The sequence below is a fragment of the Pseudomonas sp. DY-1 genome (genome assembly GCF_003626975.1).
Lineage (GTDB): Bacteria > Pseudomonadota > Gammaproteobacteria > Pseudomonadales > Pseudomonadaceae > Metapseudomonas.
In genome coordinates this window covers 4885009-4901751 of record NZ_CP032616.1, presented here as the reverse complement: position 1 = coordinate 4901751, position 16743 = coordinate 4885009, and the positions used below count along the sequence as shown (strand labels likewise).

General features: G+C 64.5%; 14 protein-coding genes. 9 read left to right on the top strand and 5 right to left on the bottom strand.

Features of this window, described 5'->3' with window-relative positions; translation table 11 throughout:
* Positions 1 to 133: 133 nt before the first annotated feature.
* Genes D6Z43_RS23005 through D6Z43_RS22995 form a run of 3 tightly spaced genes read left to right on the top strand, consistent with a single transcriptional unit; the run spans position 134 to position 3030 of the window.
* Positions 134 to 1483 (top strand): MATE family efflux transporter, encoded by a 1350-nt coding sequence (locus D6Z43_RS23005; protein ID WP_120654329.1) that lies wholly within the window; start codon positions 134 to 136, stop codon positions 1481 to 1483.
* A 12-nt stretch (positions 1484 to 1495) separates the two neighbouring features.
* On the top strand, positions 1496 to 2533 hold the full coding sequence (locus D6Z43_RS23000; protein ID WP_120654328.1) for a sensor domain-containing diguanylate cyclase: 1038 nt from the start codon (positions 1496 to 1498) through the stop codon (positions 2531 to 2533).
* 38 nt (positions 2534 to 2571) lie between these two features.
* Positions 2572 to 3030: a DUF2214 family protein gene (locus tag D6Z43_RS22995; protein ID WP_120654327.1), complete on the top strand. Its 459-nt coding sequence runs from the start codon at positions 2572 to 2574 to the stop codon at positions 3028 to 3030.
* Between the two features lie 59 nt (positions 3031 to 3089).
* Here the strand turns inward: D6Z43_RS22995 and D6Z43_RS22990 are convergent, their stop codons facing one another.
* From D6Z43_RS22990 to D6Z43_RS22970, 5 genes are all read right to left on the bottom strand, one after another.
* Positions 3090 to 3713, bottom strand: a complete 624-nt coding sequence (locus tag D6Z43_RS22990; RefSeq protein WP_120654326.1) for an FMN-dependent NADH-azoreductase — start codon at positions 3711 to 3713, stop codon at positions 3090 to 3092.
* Positions 3714 to 3933: 220 nt separating this feature from the next.
* Positions 3934 to 5847 carry an arginine decarboxylase gene (speA, locus tag D6Z43_RS22985; protein WP_120654325.1) on the bottom strand — a complete coding sequence of 638 codons (1914 nt, stop codon included), beginning with the start codon at positions 5845 to 5847 and terminating at the stop codon, positions 3934 to 3936.
* Between the two features lie 130 nt (positions 5848 to 5977).
* Entirely contained in the window at positions 5978 to 6349 is a 372-nt protein-coding gene (locus D6Z43_RS22980) for a translation initiation factor Sui1 (protein ID WP_120654324.1), read from the bottom strand.
* Positions 6350 to 6689: 340 nt separating this feature from the next.
* Positions 6690 to 7217: an NUDIX hydrolase gene (locus D6Z43_RS22975; protein WP_120654323.1), complete on the bottom strand. Its 528-nt coding sequence runs from the start codon at positions 7215 to 7217 to the stop codon at positions 6690 to 6692.
* Positions 7217 to 8287: a DUF2333 family protein gene (locus tag D6Z43_RS22970; RefSeq protein ID WP_120654322.1), complete on the bottom strand. Its 1071-nt coding sequence runs from the start codon at positions 8285 to 8287 to the stop codon at positions 7217 to 7219. Before D6Z43_RS22970 ends, D6Z43_RS22975 begins: the two co-directional genes overlap by 1 nt.
* A 282-nt stretch (positions 8288 to 8569) precedes the next feature.
* Here D6Z43_RS22970 and D6Z43_RS22965 point away from each other — a divergent pair, with 282 nt between their 5' ends.
* The 6 genes from D6Z43_RS22965 (at position 8570) to accC (ending at position 16622) form a co-directional block, all read left to right on the top strand.
* The gene (locus D6Z43_RS22965) at positions 8570 to 10186 is read left to right on the top strand and encodes a PleD family two-component system response regulator (protein ID WP_120654321.1); all 1617 of its coding nucleotides are present in this window, start codon (positions 8570 to 8572) and stop codon (positions 10184 to 10186) included.
* A gap of 74 nt (positions 10187 to 10260) precedes the next feature.
* Complete coding sequence (locus D6Z43_RS22960; RefSeq protein WP_120654320.1) at positions 10261 to 12225, top strand: methyl-accepting chemotaxis protein; 1965 nt, start codon at positions 10261 to 10263, stop codon at positions 12223 to 12225.
* A 194-nt stretch (positions 12226 to 12419) separates the two neighbouring features.
* Positions 12420 to 14198, top strand: coding sequence for a protein-disulfide reductase DsbD (locus D6Z43_RS22955; RefSeq protein WP_120654319.1), 1779 nt, complete (start codon positions 12420 to 12422; stop codon positions 14196 to 14198).
* A gap of 122 nt (positions 14199 to 14320) precedes the next feature.
* On the top strand, positions 14321 to 14764 hold the full coding sequence (gene aroQ, locus D6Z43_RS22950; RefSeq protein ID WP_120654318.1) for a type II 3-dehydroquinate dehydratase: 444 nt from the start codon (positions 14321 to 14323) through the stop codon (positions 14762 to 14764).
* 26 nt (positions 14765 to 14790) lie between these two features.
* A complete protein-coding gene (gene accB / locus D6Z43_RS22945; protein WP_120654317.1) occupies positions 14791 to 15255 on the top strand; it encodes an acetyl-CoA carboxylase biotin carboxyl carrier protein in 465 nt (154 codons plus the stop codon).
* Between the two features lie 17 nt (positions 15256 to 15272).
* Positions 15273 to 16622 carry an acetyl-CoA carboxylase biotin carboxylase subunit gene (accC, locus tag D6Z43_RS22940; RefSeq protein ID WP_120654316.1) on the top strand — a complete coding sequence of 450 codons (1350 nt, stop codon included), beginning with the start codon at positions 15273 to 15275 and terminating at the stop codon, positions 16620 to 16622.
* Positions 16623 to 16743: the final 121 nt, after the last annotated feature.

The following is a 16743-nucleotide window of genomic DNA, read 5'->3' as shown; positions in this document are numbered from 1 at the left end:
CTCGATGGGGAGTGCGTATAGGCGGCGAACTATAGACCAGCCCGGCGCTCCGGTGGCATCCGGATGACGGCAGGAGCGATGCGCCTCACGAAACGTCGCGCCGCTATACTGCGCGGCCTGACTGGAGCCCTGCATGAGCCTGTTCCTCGACGCCTGGCGGCACACCCCGACCCATCGAAAAGTCTGGGCACTGGCTGCCCCGATGATCCTCTCGAACATTTCTGTGCCCCTGGTCGCCCTGGTGGACAGCACAGTGGTTGGCCACCTGCCCCACGCCCACCAGTTGGCCGCAGTGGCAGTGGGCAGCACGTTGTACATGCTGCTGCTCGGCGTGCTGGGCTTCCTGCGCATGGGCACCACCGGGTTCGCCGCCCAGGCCGCCGGCCGTGCGGACGGTGGCACCTTGCGCCAGGTGTTGCTGCAGGGGCTGGGCCTGGCGCTAGGGCTGGCGCTGCTGCTGGGCCTGCTGGCGGTGCCCTTCAGCGACCTGGCCCTGAAGTTGATGAACCCATCCACCGAGCTGGACACGCTGACCCGCGAGTTCTTCCACCTGCGCCTGCTCGGTCTTCCGGCGGCGCTGGCCAACTATGCCCTGGTCGGCTGGTTCCTCGGCACCCAGAACGCCCGCGCGCCGCTGGCCATCCTGCTGGGAACCAACCTCGCCAACATCGCCCTGGCGCTGTGGTTCGTCCTCGGTCTGGACTGGGGTGTAGCCGGCGCGGCACGGGCGGCAGTGATCGCCGAATGGAGCGGCGCGCTGATCGGGCTTGCGCTTACTCGCGGCGCCCTGCTGCGTTATCCCGGACGCATCGGCTGGCCTGCGCTGAAGCTGTGGCGCAACTGGCGGCCACTGCTGGCGGTGAACCGCGACATTTTCATCCGCTCCCTGGCGCTGCAGCTGGTGTTCTTCCTGCTGACCGTGCAGGGCACGCGGATGGGCGATGCCACGGTGGCGGCAAACGCCCTGCTGCTCAACGGCCTGCTGGTCACCGCTTACGCCCTGGATGGCCTGGCTCACGCGGTCGAGGCCCTGTGCGGCCACGCCATCGGCGCCGGTGATCGCCCGGCATTGCGCCGTTCGTTGCTGGTGGCCGGCGGCTGGTCGCTGCTGGCAAGCCTGGCCTTCGTGCTGTTCTTCGCCGTCGCTGGCGGGTTGTTCATCGACATGCAGAGCGATATCGCGGCAGTACGGGAAGTCGCGCACACCTACCTGCCCTACCTGGCGCTGTTGCCGCTGATCGCGGTCTGGAGCTACCTGCTGGACGGTCTTTTCATCGGTGCCACGCGAGCTCGCGAAATGCGCGACGCCATGCTGCTGGCAGTCACCCTTAGCCTGCCGTTGGGTTGGGGGCTACAGTTTCTCGGCAACCACGGACTCTGGCTGGCCTTCCTCGCCTTCATGGCGTTACGCGGGGTCAGCCTCGGCGCCGCTGCCTGGCGTCTGCAGAAGCACGACGCTTGGTTCGCCCGCCCTCATGGATAAGGAGAAGAAGACATGCTGGCCGCCCCATGCCACCCCGACGAAAAACGCCGTTTGCTGGCCCTGCAGAACCTGGAAGTGCTCGACACGCCCGCCGAACACTACCTGGACACCTTGGTACGCCTGACCCGCGACCTGTTCAACGTGGCCACTGTGCTGATCAGCCTGATCGACCGCGACCGCCAGTGGTTCAAGGCCCGCATTGGTCTGGACGCAAGCGAAACGCCGCGGAACATTTCCTTCTGCGGCCACGCGATTCTCCAGGACGACCTGCTACTGGTGGAAGATGCCCGGCGCGACCCCCGCTTTGCGGACAATCCGCTGGTGCTTGGCCCGCCTTACCTGCGTTTCTATGCCGGACAGCCGATTTACTCCAGCGACGGCCAGCCCATCGGCACGCTTTGCCTGCTGGACCCGACGCCCCGCCCGTTCAGCCGTTTCGACCGTACCCGCCTGCACGACCTGGCCACCCTCGCCCAGGGCTATCTGCAAATGCGCATGCTCAGCCAGCAGACCCTTCACCTGCGCGAAGCGGTGAACCGTGAGCAGCGCAAGGCCCAGGTGGACCCGCTGACCCAGCTGTGGAACCGCAGCGGCTTCAATCAGCTCTTCCCGCTGGAACAGGCCAAACTGCTGGGCAGCGATCTGCGTCTGGGCGTGATCTACTGCGACCTGGACCACTTCAAGAAGGTAAATGACCAGCATGGCCACGCCGCTGGCGACCAGGTGCTATGGGAAAGCGCCCGACGCATGAGCGCGGCGCTGCGCCCCCAGGACCTACTGGCACGCCTGGGAGGCGAAGAGTTCGTCGCCCTGGTGGCCGTGCACGAAGAGGCGGAACTGATGCAGGTGGCCGAGCGCCTCCGCCGCGCCATCGAGCAGGACCCCATCGCCCTGGAAGGATTAGCCCTGGCGCAGACCGCCAGCTTCGGCGCAACCCTGGTGCAGGCCGGTGACACCCAGGCCAACGTGCTGGATCGGGCCGACCGCGGGCTGTACCTGGCCAAGCAGAATGGCCGCAACCGGGTGGAGTACCTCGCCCGGCAAGGATGACCATAACCACAACTGACCTGATGACCTGAGGAGTAACCATGGGACAAGCTGTCGCCGCTTACCTGCATTTCCTGTCGATTTTCGTGCTGTTCGCCCTGCTCACCCTGGAGCACCGTCTGTTCAAGTTGCCGCTCGACCTGGAGCGCGCCCGCAGCCTGGTGCGCGTCGACATGACCTATGGCGTGGCCGCCGGCGCAGTGCTGGTCACCGGCCTGGCGCGGGTTTTCTGGTACGACAAGGGCGTGGACTACTACCTGAACAACTCGATGTTTCACGCGAAGATGGGCCTGTTCGCACTGATCGCCCTGCTTTCAGGCTTCCCCACTTTCGTTTTCCTCAACTGGCGCAATGCACTGAAAGCCGGCCAGGTACCTGAGGTCAGCCCCGGCAAGGCCAAGGCGGTGATCATGGTTATCCGCCTGGAGCTGTTGCTGGCGCTGCTGATGCCGCTGTTCGCGGTGCTGATGGCGCGCGGCTATGGCGTGATCGGCAACTGAGGCTGATGCGGCGCCTGGCTCCCCGCAGGGTGCGCTGGAGGTGAGTGGCGTCTCCGCCCCTACAGCACCACATCCGGGAAGGGTTCGGGGGCGAAGACCGGATTGAACGAAAGGCGCTCCCGCGCTTGCTGCAGGGCAGCGGCCACCGCTTCGTCGCCGTCGGCCAGGCCCTGCAGGTGGATGTACTCCACATGGTGCAGGCCGATGATGCCCAGCACATGGCGCAGGTAGGGCGAGAGGAAATCCATCTGCTTGGCCTTGGCGCCCAGGTAGTGCCCGCCGGAACTCAACACCACGAAAGTTGGCCGGTCCTCCAGCAAACCCTCGCGCTGGCCGTTATGGATCTCGAAGGTGCGACGGATGCGCACGACGTAATCCAGCCAGAGTTTCAGCGCCGCCGGCACCATGTAGTTGTGCATCGGTGTGGAGATCAGCAGGTAATGGCTGCGCTCCAGCTCGCCGATCAACTGCTCGGAAATGGCGAAGTGCTCGTCCGCGCAATCCGACTTGCCCACCACCGCTTCGGCGTAACCCGCACAAAGGGGCGGCAGCGGTTCACTCACCAGGTTACGGACGATCACCTCGGCCTTTGGATGGATGCGCCGGGCCATTTCCCGGGCCAGTTGGCCGCCGGGCGAGGCCTGGTCATTGGGGCTGCATTCGAGCAGAAGGACGCGTGGCATTGGCAAAGCTCCCGACAAGTTGAGAAATGCTCGCAAGGATGAAAGCGCCGGATCGGGAATTTTGCCAGGGGTTTTGTCGGGTGTGCGCAGATTGGCGTCCATGAAAAAGCCCGGCACATAGCCGGGCTTTTTCATTCATCAGTGAGCCTGTTCACGACGCGCAGCGGAGATGTTGGGCTTCGCTTCGCCCTGCACCAACCTACGGGTCGCTTCACACCTATCAGGAAGACAGATAGGAGGAGCGGGTCAGCCCCAGACGCAGGGCGTCAACGTACTGGGTACGCTCGCGTGGGCTCAGCTTGGCGCTGGATACCTTGTCGCGATACAGGGCCATCAACTCCTCGGGCGACAGGTGCACGTAGCGCAACATGTCTTCGATGGTGTCATGGGTTTCGATACCGGCGTGGTAAACGCTGCCGTCGTCGTGCTGGTAGACGTTCACCGAGTCGGTGTCGCCGAACAGGTTGTGCATGTCGCCGAGGATTTCCTGGTAGGCGCCCACCAGGAATACGCCCAGCAGGTAGTCCTCGCCTTCGCGCACGTCATGCACCGGCATGCTGGTCTCGATGCTCTGCTCGTCGACGTACTGGTTGATCTTGCCGTCGGAGTCGCAGGTCAGGTCCTGCAGCACAGCGCGGCGCAGCGGTTCCTCGTCAAGGCGATGCAGCGGGATGATCGGCAGTACCTGGCCGATAGCCCAGGTGTCCGGCAGGCTCTGGAACACCGAGAAGTTGCAGATGTACTTCTCCGCGAGCTTGTCGTTCAGCTCGTCGAGCACCTGGCGATGGGAACGCTGGCGCGCCTTGAGCTGATTGTGCAGGCGACGGCAGATGGCGAAGTAGGTCTGCTCGGCGAGGGCCTTCTCGGCGAGGGTCAGTTTGCCCTCGGCGTACTGAGTAGCAGCATCCCCCATGTAGTGAGTGGCACGCCAGTAGGTCTCGGTGACCATCTCGGCATCGGTTGGGCCGAGCATGTCCATCAGCCAGCGCACGATCTCCGGCTGTTCGGCAGCGTTGTCGATTTGCGGCACGGCGTCATTGTGGCGCTCGACGTCGGTCACCTGCATCACCAGCACGGCGTGGTGCGCAGTCATGGCGCGGCCGCTCTCGGAGAAGATATGCGGGTGCGGCAGGCCCTGGGCGTCGCAGAACTCCTTGAGCATGCCCACCACCACGCCGGCGTAATCGTCCATGTCGTAGTTGATGGAGCTGGCGTTGCGCGAGTGGGTGCCGTCGTAGTCCACGCCGAGGCCACCGCCGACGTCGATGTGGTCGACCGGCAGGCCGAGGTTGCGCAGCTCCGCGTAGTAACGGATGGCTTCCTTGAAACCGTGCTGGTAGTCGGCGAGGTTGGCGATCTGCGAGCCCATGTGGAAGTGCAGCAGGCGCACGCCCTGGTCCAGGCCGGCCTTGCGGAAGCGTTCCACCACCGAAAGGATCTGCGCGGCGGAAAGACCGAACTTGGATTTCTCGCCACCGGTGTCGGCCCACTTGGACGAGGCCAGGGACGACAGCCGCACGCGCAGGCCCACCTGAGGCGCGACCTTGAGCTCGGCGGCGACGTCGATGACGTACTCCACCTCGGCTTCCTTCTCGATGACGATGAAGACGTTGTGGCCGAGCTTCTGGCCCATCAACGCGAGACGAATGAACTCTCGGTCCTTGTAGCCGTTGCAGACGATGGTGCCGCCCTTGGGCGCCAGTGCCAGTACGGCCAGCAGCTCGGGCTTGGAGCCTGCCTCAAGGCCGATGGAAACGTTCTGGGTAGCGATGATGTTTTCCACCACCGCTTCCTGCTGGTTGACCTTGATCGGGTACAGGGCGGTGTAGCGGCTCTGATATTCCAGGCGCTCGATGTTGGCATCGAACGCTCCGGTCAGTTGGCGCACGCGGTCCTGCAGGATATCCGGGAAACGCACCAGCAGCGGCAGGGACAGGCCCGCTTCGCGCAGGTCGCCGACGATGTCGTAGAAGTCCACCGGCTCGCTGCCGGCTCCACGCGGGCGCACTTCGACGCGGCCCGCTTCGTTGATTGCGAAATAGCCGGCCCCCCAATGGCGAATACCATAGACACTGCGGCTGTCGGCCACGGTCCAGCTGGTGCCATCGTCCTTGCGCGTGCGTCGTGCAGACATCGGTTTCCCCCTATGGGATAGAAAAGCGCCATGCCCGCCGGATCATGCCGGGGGCTTGGACAGGTTAATTCGGTCGTGTGACGTTGGAGTGTTGACCGCTGCTCTGACGGTCAGTTTAGAAAGCCGTGGCTCAGCCGCCGGATTTCTTGGCCTTGAAGCCGCGCTTGGCGAGTTCTTCAAGCAACAGGTCCACGTGGTCGCCCTGGATCTCGATCACGCCGTCCTTCAAGGCTCCACCCGTCCCGCAGCGACGCTTGAGCGCGGTAGCCAACTCCTTCAGGGCGTCCTCGGCCAGCGGCACGCCGCTGACGGAGGTGACGGTCTTGCCGCCACGACCCTTGGTTTCACGGCGCACGCGGGCAATGCCATCGCCAGCAGGCACGACGGCTTGCTTGCAGATGCACGCATCGATGGGTTGGCGGCAATCCGGACAATGCCGGCCGCTGTCGGTGGAGTACACCAGGCCGCCCAGGGCGGCAAAGGACGAAGCTTTCTTGACCACCGGCTTTCCTCGTAGGGGTCAGGATAGCGACTGGTCGGCGGGGAGCCGACCGCGAAGCCCCACTCTGGCAGGGGCAGCGCACCCGGTATGTGGCCGGGCTTGAAAGGCGGCGAAATTTATCAGCATTCGCAGCGAATGCTAAGTACGAAAATGCGCCATTGATCGACAGATTGGCGACCTCGTGCAGCATCCCGCACGAAAGGGTCCGAGATTCTGCACAAACCCACGCCTGACGCGGGTTTGGGGCGGGCCTTTGGCCAAGCGGGAACGACTACCCCCCCTGGTAGGAGCGAGCTTGCTCGCGAAGGGGTCGCCAGCAAGCGGGCTCCTACCGGAGCATTCACGTATGTGATGCCAGGTAAAGCTGTAACGCCTTGAGGGAGTCCGGGCAGCAAGGAGTCAGGGAAAGCGCCTCATCCACCGACATGAAGCGTGCCTCCATCACCTCTTCCGGCTGCAACTTCAGCGGTGCATCGGAGACGACGGAGAACACCGCGCCCCAGAGACGATTGCCCGGCTCGTCGAAATAGAAGCGGCCATGCTCGCGCAGCGAAACCCCGCCAACGCCGAGCTCTTCTTCCAGCTCACGGGCCGCCGATTCGGCGTAGCCCTCACCTTCCTGCACCATGCCGCCGGCAGCCACATCCCAATAGCCCGGATAAAGCGCCTTGCTCAGCGTGCGGCGATGCACGCAGAGCTGGCCGGCGGAGTTGAACAGGAGAATGAACGTGCCTCGGGAAATCAATCCGCGCTCTCTCAGCTGGGCGCGGGGCAGGCCGCCGAGGGGGCGATCCTGCTCATCGACCCAGGCCACTTGCTCGGCGTCGGAGGCGGCGCGATGGGCCGCCTCGCGATCGTCCATGGCCATCAGCCCTGCTCCAGCAACTGACGGAGGTCGATTACAGCGGCGTTGGCACGGGAGATGTAGTTGGCCATCACCAGCGAGTGGTTGGCCAGCACGCCATAGCCGCTGCCGTTGAGCACCATCGGGCTCCACAGGGGCTCCTGGGCGGCCTCCAGTTCACGGATGATCTGGCGCACGCTGATGGTGGCGTTCTTCTTCGCCAGCACGTCGGCGAAGTCGACTTCGATGGCGCGCAGGATGTGGGACAGCGCCCAGGCCTGGCCGCGGGCTTCATAGAAGACGTTGTCGATCTGCAGCCAGGGCGTCTCGACGATCTCCTCGCTCACCTCCGGCACCTTGCCGGTGGCGGCGGCGGCTTCCGGGCTGATGTCGGTGTTCAAGCGCACCCGGCCAACGCTGGCGGACAGGCGCTGGGACAGCGAACCGAGGCGAGTGGCGACGTCGCCCAACCAGTTGTTCAGGTTGTCGGCACGGGTATAGAACTGTGCGCTGGGTTGCTTGGGATCGGACAGGCGCGCCAGGTAGCGGTCCAGCGAACGGATGCCTTCCTTGTACTCGGACTCGGACGCGGGCAGCGCCCAGCTCTTGTTGTCGAAGTTGAAGCGCGGCTCGGCCTTGGCCAGGTCCGGATCCTCGGTGGACTGCGACTGGGAGCGAGCGAAGTCCTTACGCAGGGCGCGGGACAGGTCGCGCACCTGCACCAGTACGCCGTATTCCCAGCTGGGCATATTGTCCAGCCAGAGACCGGGTGGGGCGAGGTCGTTGGAGAGGTAACCGCCGCTCTTGTCGAGCAGGGTCTGCCCCACGGTCTTCAGGGTTTCCACGGTGGTGTAGCCACTGACCATCTGCCGGCCGGCACGCTCGGCGGCTGCCTGGGCGTTCTGCTGCACTGGGAAGAGATCGGGCTCGCTGCTCCAGTACCAACCCACCACGACACAGGCGAGCAGGTAGATCGCCAGCAGGCTGCCAAGGGCACGACTCAGCCAGATGCCACCGAGGTAGCTGCGTACATCGTCAACCGAATCATCGACGCGCTCACGCGCATCGCCCATACGCTTCTTCCAGTCCAGCATGGCAGTGTCCTTCGAATTTCGATCAGCACGGATAGGTTCGACCGCGTTACGCCCGGAGCGTTGCGGCCAAGTCCTGCACTATAAGTGATGCGCAGGCGCGGCGCAGTGCCCGCGAACCAAACCAACCGCCGGTGCACGCGGTGTTTCCGGGGCCTTGGCGACTTGCTGACGGTATTTACCTGACGTACCCCGCAAAATCGGGACAGATGGCACTGGCGTACCGCCTACAAGGTGATAGCATGGCGCCATCATCTAGATCGTCTCCAGGCGACATCCCCGGCCATGACCGAGCACGAAGATCCCAGCCGCGACCGACTCAAGAACCACTTCGCCCAGCGAGTAATCAACCAGGCGCGGCATGTTCTGGAGATCTGGCAGCGCCTGCAACGCAGCGAGTGGAGCACGGCCTGCATGACCGAGCTGGCCGAGGCCAGCCTCAACCTGCAGCGCTACGCCGAACGCTTCGAACAGCCGGAGCACACGCGCCTGGCCGTGGCCATTGGCAGATGCTTGCGTGGCGTGGAAGAGAATCGCGGCCGGCTGTCCAGCGACCTGATCACCGAACTCAGCCTGTTGATGCAGCGCCTGTCGCGCACCGGGTTGCGGCATGGCGACCAGTTCGAGCAGACCTTCCTTCCGCCCTTGCGCAAGCCGGTGTACCTGGCTCTGCAAAGCGAGGACCGTGCCGAACGCCTGACCCAGCAACTGGAGTTCTTCGGCCTCAACGCCCAGCTCTGCGAGAGCGCCAACGCCTTCCGCTCGGCCATGGCCGAACGGCATCCGGCTGCGATCGTGCTGGAAGTAGACTTTTCCGGCCCCGGCAAGGGCCTGGATCTGGCACGCGAAGCCCAGCAAGGGCTGGAGCAGAAGCTGCCGATCATTTTCTTCAGCCATGAAGAAGCGGATGCACCAACGCGCCTGGCAGCAGTGCGTGCCGGCGGCCAGGAATTTTTCACCGGCGCCCTGGATGCCTCCAGCCTGCTGGAAAAACTGGAAACCCTGACCCGCACCGCCCACTACGATCCCTTCAAGGTGCTGGTGGTGGACGACTCCCGCGCCCAGGCCACCCACACCGAGCTGATCCTCAACTCCGCCGGCATCGTCACCCGCGTCATCACCGAGCCGGTGAAGACCCTGCTGGCCCTGGCCGAATTCCAGCCGGACCTGATCATCCTCGACATGTACATGCCCGAATGCCTGGGTACCGAGCTGGCCAAGGTGATTCGCCAGCACGAGCGCTATGTAAGCGTGCCGATCATCTACCTGTCGGCGGAGGATGACCTCAACAAACAGCTGGATGCGATGAGCGAAGGCGGCGACGACTTTCTGACCAAGCCGATCAAGCCGCGCCACCTGATCGCGACGGTCCGTACTCGCGCCAAGCGGGCTCGCAGCCTGAAGGCACGCATGGTGCGCGACAGCCTCACCGGGCTGTTCAATCACACCCATACGCTGCAACTGCTGGAGGACGCCTGCTCCCGCGCCCGCCGGGAAGGCAAGCCGCTGTGCTTCGCCATGCTCGATATCGATCACTTCAAGAAGGTCAACGACACCTATGGCCATCCCATGGGCGACCGGGTGATCAAGAGCCTTGCGCTGTTCCTCAAGCAGCGCCTGCGCAAGACCGACCATATCGGCCGCTACGGTGGCGAGGAATTCGCGGTGGTCCTGCCGGATACCGATCTCGACGCGGCCCATCGCGTGCTGGAGGAAATCCGCCGGCGCTTCGCGGAGATCCGCTACCCGGCCCAGCCCCACGACCTGTCCTGCACTTTCAGCTGCGGTATTGCCCAACTGCATGACGACCTCGATATCAACCAGCTGTCCAAGCAGGCGGACGAAGCGCTCTATTGCGCCAAGCACGGCGGTCGTAATCGGGTTGAGCTGCACCGCGACTGAGAACCGTCGTCACGGGACTGTCACCAAACAGCAATATCATCTGGCCATCCCCTCAGCTGTCTGTCGAGGACGCGATGCGCCTGAAACTGCTCACCAACCTCATTACCTTGCTGCTGGTCACCGTGTGCCTGGCATTGGGAGCCACGCTCTGGTGGTCGCAGCGGGCACTTGAACGCCCCTATCAACTCATGGAGCAGTACCTGGACCTGGCCCAGCGTTTCCAGGGTGAGGTGGTGGACAACGTTCAGGCCTACCTCAACAGCGGCGATGCGTTGCGTCACAGTGCCGCCGCCCAGGGCATCGACAGCCTGGAGCAACGCCTCGCCCAGCTCCCGAGCGAACTGACCCAGGACCTGCTCCCCAGCTTTGTTGAGCTGCGCGAATTCACGCGCGACGAACTGCTCGCAGCCGGCAAGCTGGCAGGTGATCCCCAGGGCCTGCTGATCCAGGCCGAGCGGGAAATCGCCGGCTCCCTCGACCAGCTCGCCCAGTACGCCGACTCCGCCAGCTCGCCGCCTGCCAGCGATTATCGAGCCCCCTTGTTCGCCGCCGCCCAGCACCTCAACCGCCTCAGCCAGGCCCGCGCGAAGCTGGTGGCCAGCGGGCGCGACGAACTGGCCGCCGACGTCGAGCGCGAACTGGAGGCACTCGGTCGTGACAGCGCCCGGCTGGACCAACTGCCCCTGCTCGGCGTGGCCGACAGCAGCAATTCGGCCGCCGATGACTTCGCCGCGATGATGGGCCTGGAAAGCAGCAATGAAACCAGCCAGACCGAAGATCGCGGCATCGCCCTCAAGCGTGAACTGGCCGGTCTGCTCAAGCGTTATCCGGGCGAACTGGCGCGCACCCGCGACCTGATCCAGCGGCGCAGCGAACTCGCCGCCGCCACCACCCAGCGCGTGGATGCCCTGCAAACCGCGCTGGCCGCCCTGGAGCCCGAAGTGCGTGCCGAACACGGTCGCATCCAGGCTGAAGTGCGGGTCATGCAAGGCCTGATGATCGGCCTGATTCTGCTCATCGCCCTGTGCATCGACCGCATCCAGCGCCGCCTGACCCAGGTGCTCGGGCGTCTGGTCAGCGCCCTGGGAGCCTGGGCCGCCGGCGATTTCAGCCGCCCCATAGCCCTGGGCTCCCGCACGCTCGACCTGCGTCGCATCGAAGACTCGCTCAATCGCCTGCGCGACTATCTCGGCGAACTGGTGGGCACCATTCGCCAGCACGCCGAGAAAGTCGCCGGCAGCAGCAGCACCCTGGCCGAGCTGAACAACGGACTCCACGCCGGCGCCGAGGACCAGGCGGGCGGCACCGCACAGATCCGCGATGCCCTGGGCGAACTGGAAAACACCATCCAACAGGTGGCCGGCGATGCCAGCCTGGCCGCCGATGCCAGCCGCGATGCCGGTCTGGCCGTGGAACAGGGCCAGAGCGTGATCGACCAGAGCCTGGCCGGACTTCACCAACTGGTGGGCGAAGTGCAGAACAACGCCCAGGCCGTGGAGCGCCTGGCGGAAGAGACCGAAACCATCGACAAGGTGCTGACGGTGATCCGTGGCATCGCCGAGCAGACCAACCTGCTGGCGCTCAACGCCGCCATCGAGGCCGCTCGGGCGGGTGAAATGGGCCGCGGCTTCGCAGTGGTCGCCGAGGAAGTGCGCTCCCTTTCCCAGCGCACTGCGGGGGCCACGGCTGAAATCCAGCAGCTGATCGCTCGCCTCCAGCAGGCTGCACGGCAATCGGTCGACGCCATGCGTATCCAGGTCGAACATGCCGAAGCCAGCGCCGAACAGGCCGCCGCCGCCGACGGCGCACTGGTGGAAGTGGTCAGTGCGATTCGCACGATCGCCAGCATGGCCGAACGGATTGCCGACGCCACTGCCCAGCAGAGCGGCGCAGTCAGCGAAATCCGCGACCACAGCGAACAGATCCACCAGCTCGGCGGCAGCAACCTCGCGCGCATTGACGAAAGCCGCAGCCAAGGCGAACGCCTGCTGCGCCTGGGGGGTGAATTGCACACGGCCGTGCAGGCCTTCCGCGTCTGACGAAACGGCGCGAACTATTGTCGCGCCCATTCAATCGCCCGACGATTCCGCGTGGCGTACGGAAGTCCATCATGCCTATAGGCACCGTCCGCACGACCTTTCGCTCTGAGGACAAAACCGCTTACAGCCCGGAGCCTGCAGGAAGCCGTCGAGGTCCGTTATGATGCGAGCGTTTTCCGCCCCAAGAGACCTCCATGCGCCGTCTGCTGAGCCTGATCTTTCTGCTGGTGGCCCTGCCCGCCGCCGCAGGGTTGCTGGACAACCGCCCGAGCCCGACCCTGGGTGCCTCCCTCAATAACAGCGGAGACTTCCTGCCGGTTCGCGAGGCCTTCCGCCTCAGCCTCGTGGAAAGCAGCCCCACCTCGGTGAAGCTGCGCTTCACCAATGCCGAGGGTTATTACCTTTATCGTCACCGCTTCCAGTTCCGCGCAGAGCCCGCCGACAGCGGCCTGGGCCAGCCCGTGCTGCCGGCCGGCAAGCACAAGACCGACGAGTACTTCGGCGACGTCGAGGTGTACTACGGCGTCACCGACGTCAACCTGCCGGTGGACCCGTCACGCAAGGCCCCCACCGAGTTGCGAGTGACTTACCAGGGGTGCGCCGACAAGGGCCTGTGCTATCCGCCAGAGACCGAGGTCATCAAACTGGCTGAGGGTGGCGCCAGCAGCGGCATTGACTCCTTGGGCAGCAGCACCGCCGGCACAGGCTGGGGCTGGCACGAACTGGCCCTGTTCTTCCTCGCGGGCCTCGGTCTGACCTTCACGCCCTGCGTGCTGCCAATGCTGCCGATTCTTTCCGGCGTGGTACTGCGCGGAAAGGCAGGCGGCGGACGCGGCCTGACGCTTTCGTTGGCCTACATCCTACCGATGGCCGCCTGCTTTGCCCTGCTGGGTGCGCTGATGGGGTTGTTCGGCGCCGAACTCAACCTGCAGGCACGCTTGCAGTCGCCCTGGGTACTGGTGCCCTTCGCCGGCTTCTTCACCCTCTTCGCGTTGGCCATGTTCGGCCTTTATGAACTACGCCTGCCGCGCTTCATCAGCGGCCCGCTGGATTCGCTGGCGGGCAGCACCAAGGGTGGCTCGATCTGGAGCGCCGCGCTGCTCGGCGTGGTCTCCAGCCTGCTGGTCTCGCCCTGCGTCTCTGCGCCGCTGGCCGGAGCCCTGCTCTATATCAGTGCAAGCGGCGACGCCCTGGGAGGCGGCCTCAAGCTCTTCGCCCTCGGCCTGGGCATGGGCGCCCCGCTGGTATTGTTCGCCACCGGCGGCGGTGCCCTGCTGCCCAAGGCAGGCCAGTGGATGGTCAGCGTACGCAATGCCTTCGGCGTGCTGCTGCTGGCGGTAGCGGTATGGATGCTCGAACGCGTCCTGCCCGGCCCCCTGGCATTGGGCCTCTGGGGCCTGCTTGCCGGCGGCGTTGCGCTGTTCCTCGGCGCCCTGGAATTCACCCCCAAGGCTCCGCGCGAGCGCCTGGGTCAACTGGCAGGACTGGTCCTGCTGGTCTACGCAGTGGCTGCCTGGTCGGGCGCCCTCAAGGGAGAATCCGATCCGTTGCGTCCGCTCGGCCGTGCGCACCTGGTTGGTGCGCCGTCCGTCGCCCCGGCCAGCGGAGCATGGCAAACGATCAAGACTCCGGTGGAACTCACCGGGGTCCTCGCAGAGGCCAAAGGCTCTGGCCAGCCGCTGCTGCTGGACTGGTATGCCGACTGGTGCATTAGTTGCAAGGTGATCGAGCGTGAAGTCCTTACCGCCATGGAGGTTACCTCGCAGCTGGGCGGCTACCGCCTTATCCGCTTCGACATGACCGAGAGCAATCCGGAACAACGCGCCCTGCTCGATCGCTACAAGCTGTTCGGGCCGCCGGCCATCCTGTTCTTCAACGGCAAGGGTGACGAATTGGCCGATCTGCGTGTCGTAGGTGAAGTCGATGCCAAGGCCTTCGCCGCCCGTCTGCAACAGGCGAATGCGTCGCGCTGACGCATGCAACGTCATATATTTGCCGCAAACACCGGGCATCTTGTCGATTACTGTCGGCAACTGGACAGCCTTTTCCGCTGTCCGGCATAGTGCCGCCTGGCCTCCAATAAGGAACAAACAGCATGGCCACCCTGCTCGTCCTGCACGGCCCCAACCTCAACCTGCTGGGCACCCGCGAACCCGATAAGTACGGGGCCACGACCCTGGCCGAGATCAACCAGGGCCTGGAGCGCCGCGCTCGCGAGGCCGGCCATCACCTGATGTACCTGCAGAGCAATGCCGAGTACGAACTCATCGACCGGATTCATGCGGCCCGCGGTGAAGGAGTGGACTTCATCATCATCAATCCTGCTGCTTTCACGCATACAAGTGTCGCCCTACGTGACGCATTGCTCGCAGTGAGCATCCCATTCATCGAAGTGCACCTGTCCAACGTGCACAAACGGGAACCTTTCCGCCACCACTCCTACTTCTCCGACGTTGCAGTAGGAGTGATCTGCGGTCTGGGTGCCACCGGCTACCGCCTGGCCCTGGACGCGGCGCTAGAACACCTTGAACGCCCCTGACCTCACCCCTTGGGAGTTGATGATTAATGGATATCCGTAAAGTCAAGAAACTGATCGAACTGCTGGAAGAGTCCGGTATCGACGAACTGGAGATCCGCGAGGGCGAAGAGTCCGTGCGCATCAGCCGTCACAGCAACAAGGCCTTCGCGGCCCAGCCGGTTTACGCCGCCGCCCCGGCACCGGTAGCAGCACCTGTTGCCGCTGCCGCTCCGGTCGCCGCAGCTGAAGCCGCTGCACCGGCAGCACCGAAGCTGAACGGCAACGTCGTGCGCTCTCCGATGGTCGGCACTTTCTACCGTGCCGCCTCCCCGACCTCGGGCAACTTCGTCGAAGTCGGCCAGAGCGTGAAGAAAGGCGACATCCTCTGCATCGTCGAAGCCATGAAGATGATGAACCACATCGAAGCCGAAGCCAGTGGCGTGATCGAGTCCATCCTCGTGGAAAACGGTCAGCCGGTTGAGTACGACCAGCCGCTGTTCACCATCGTCTGAACCGCGGAGAGCCTGCGATGTTGGAAAAAGTCCTGATCGCCAACCGTGGCGAGATCGCCCTGCGCATCCTGCGCGCCTGCAAGGAACTGGGCATCAAGACGGTGGCGGTGCATTCCACGGCCGACCGTGAGCTGATGCACCTGTCCCTGGCCGACGAGACCGTTTGCATCGGCCCGGCTTCGGCAGCCCAGTCCTACCTGAACATCCCGGCGATCATCAGCGCCGCCGAAGTAACCGGCGCCACTGCTATCCACCCGGGTTACGGCTTCCTGGCCGAGAACGCCGACTTCGCCGAGCAGGTGGAGAACTCCGGTTTCGCCTTCATCGGCCCGAAAGCCGACACCATTCGCCTGATGGGCGACAAGGTATCGGCCAAGGACGCCATGAAGCGCGCCGGCGTACCGACCGTGCCGGGCTCCGACGGCCCGCTGCCGGAAGACGAGGAAACCGCGCTGGCCATCGCCCGTGAAGTGGGCTACCCGGTGATCATCAAGGCCGCCGGTGGCGGTGGTGGTCGCGGCATGCGCGTGGTGTACGAGGAAGAAGAACTGATCAAGTCGGCCAAGCTGACCCGCACCGAAGCCGGTGCCGCGTTCGGCAACTCCATGGTCTACCTGGAGAAGTTCCTCACCAACCCGCGCCACGTCGAAGTCCAGGTCCTGTCCGACGGCCAGGGCAATGCCATCCACCTGGGTGACCGCGACTGCTCCCTGCAGCGCCGCCACCAGAAGGTGCTGGAAGAAGCCCCAGCCCCGGGTATCGACGAGAAGGCCCGCGCCGAAGTACTGGACCGCTGCGTCCAGGCCTGCATCGAAATCGGCTACCGCGGCGCTGGCACCTTTGAGTTCCTCTACGAGAACGGTCGCTTCTACTTCATCGAGATGAACACTCGCGTGCAGGTGGAGCACCCGGTCACCGAAATGGTCACCGGCATCGACATCGTCAAGGAAATGCTCAGCATCGCCGCTGGCAACAAGCTGTCGATCAAGCAGGACGACGTCGTCATCCGTGGCCATGCGCTGGAATGCCGGATCAACGCCGAAGACCCGGACAACTTCATGCCGAGCCCTGGCAAGGTGACCTACTTCCACGCCCCAGGCGGCAACGGCGTTCGCGTCGATTCGCACCTGTACAGCGGCTACGCGGTTCCGCCGAACTACGACTCGCTAATCGGCAAGCTGATTACCTACGGCAAGGACCGCGACGAAGCCATGGCGCGCATGCGCAATGCGCTGGACGAGATTGTCGTTGACGGCATCAAGACCAACATCCCGCTGCACCGCAACCTCACTCGCGACAAGGGTTTCTGCAAGGGTGGCATCAACATCCACTACCTGGAAAAGAAACTCGGCATGGACAAGCACTGATTCAGGGTGCCTGATCCACGATCACAGGGGCTGCCATATGGCGGCCCTTGTGTTTTTCCGGCCTGTGCTCAAGTAAGCTTGCGCGCCTGCCGCATGTGCACGCTGAATTTTCAAGAGGTCC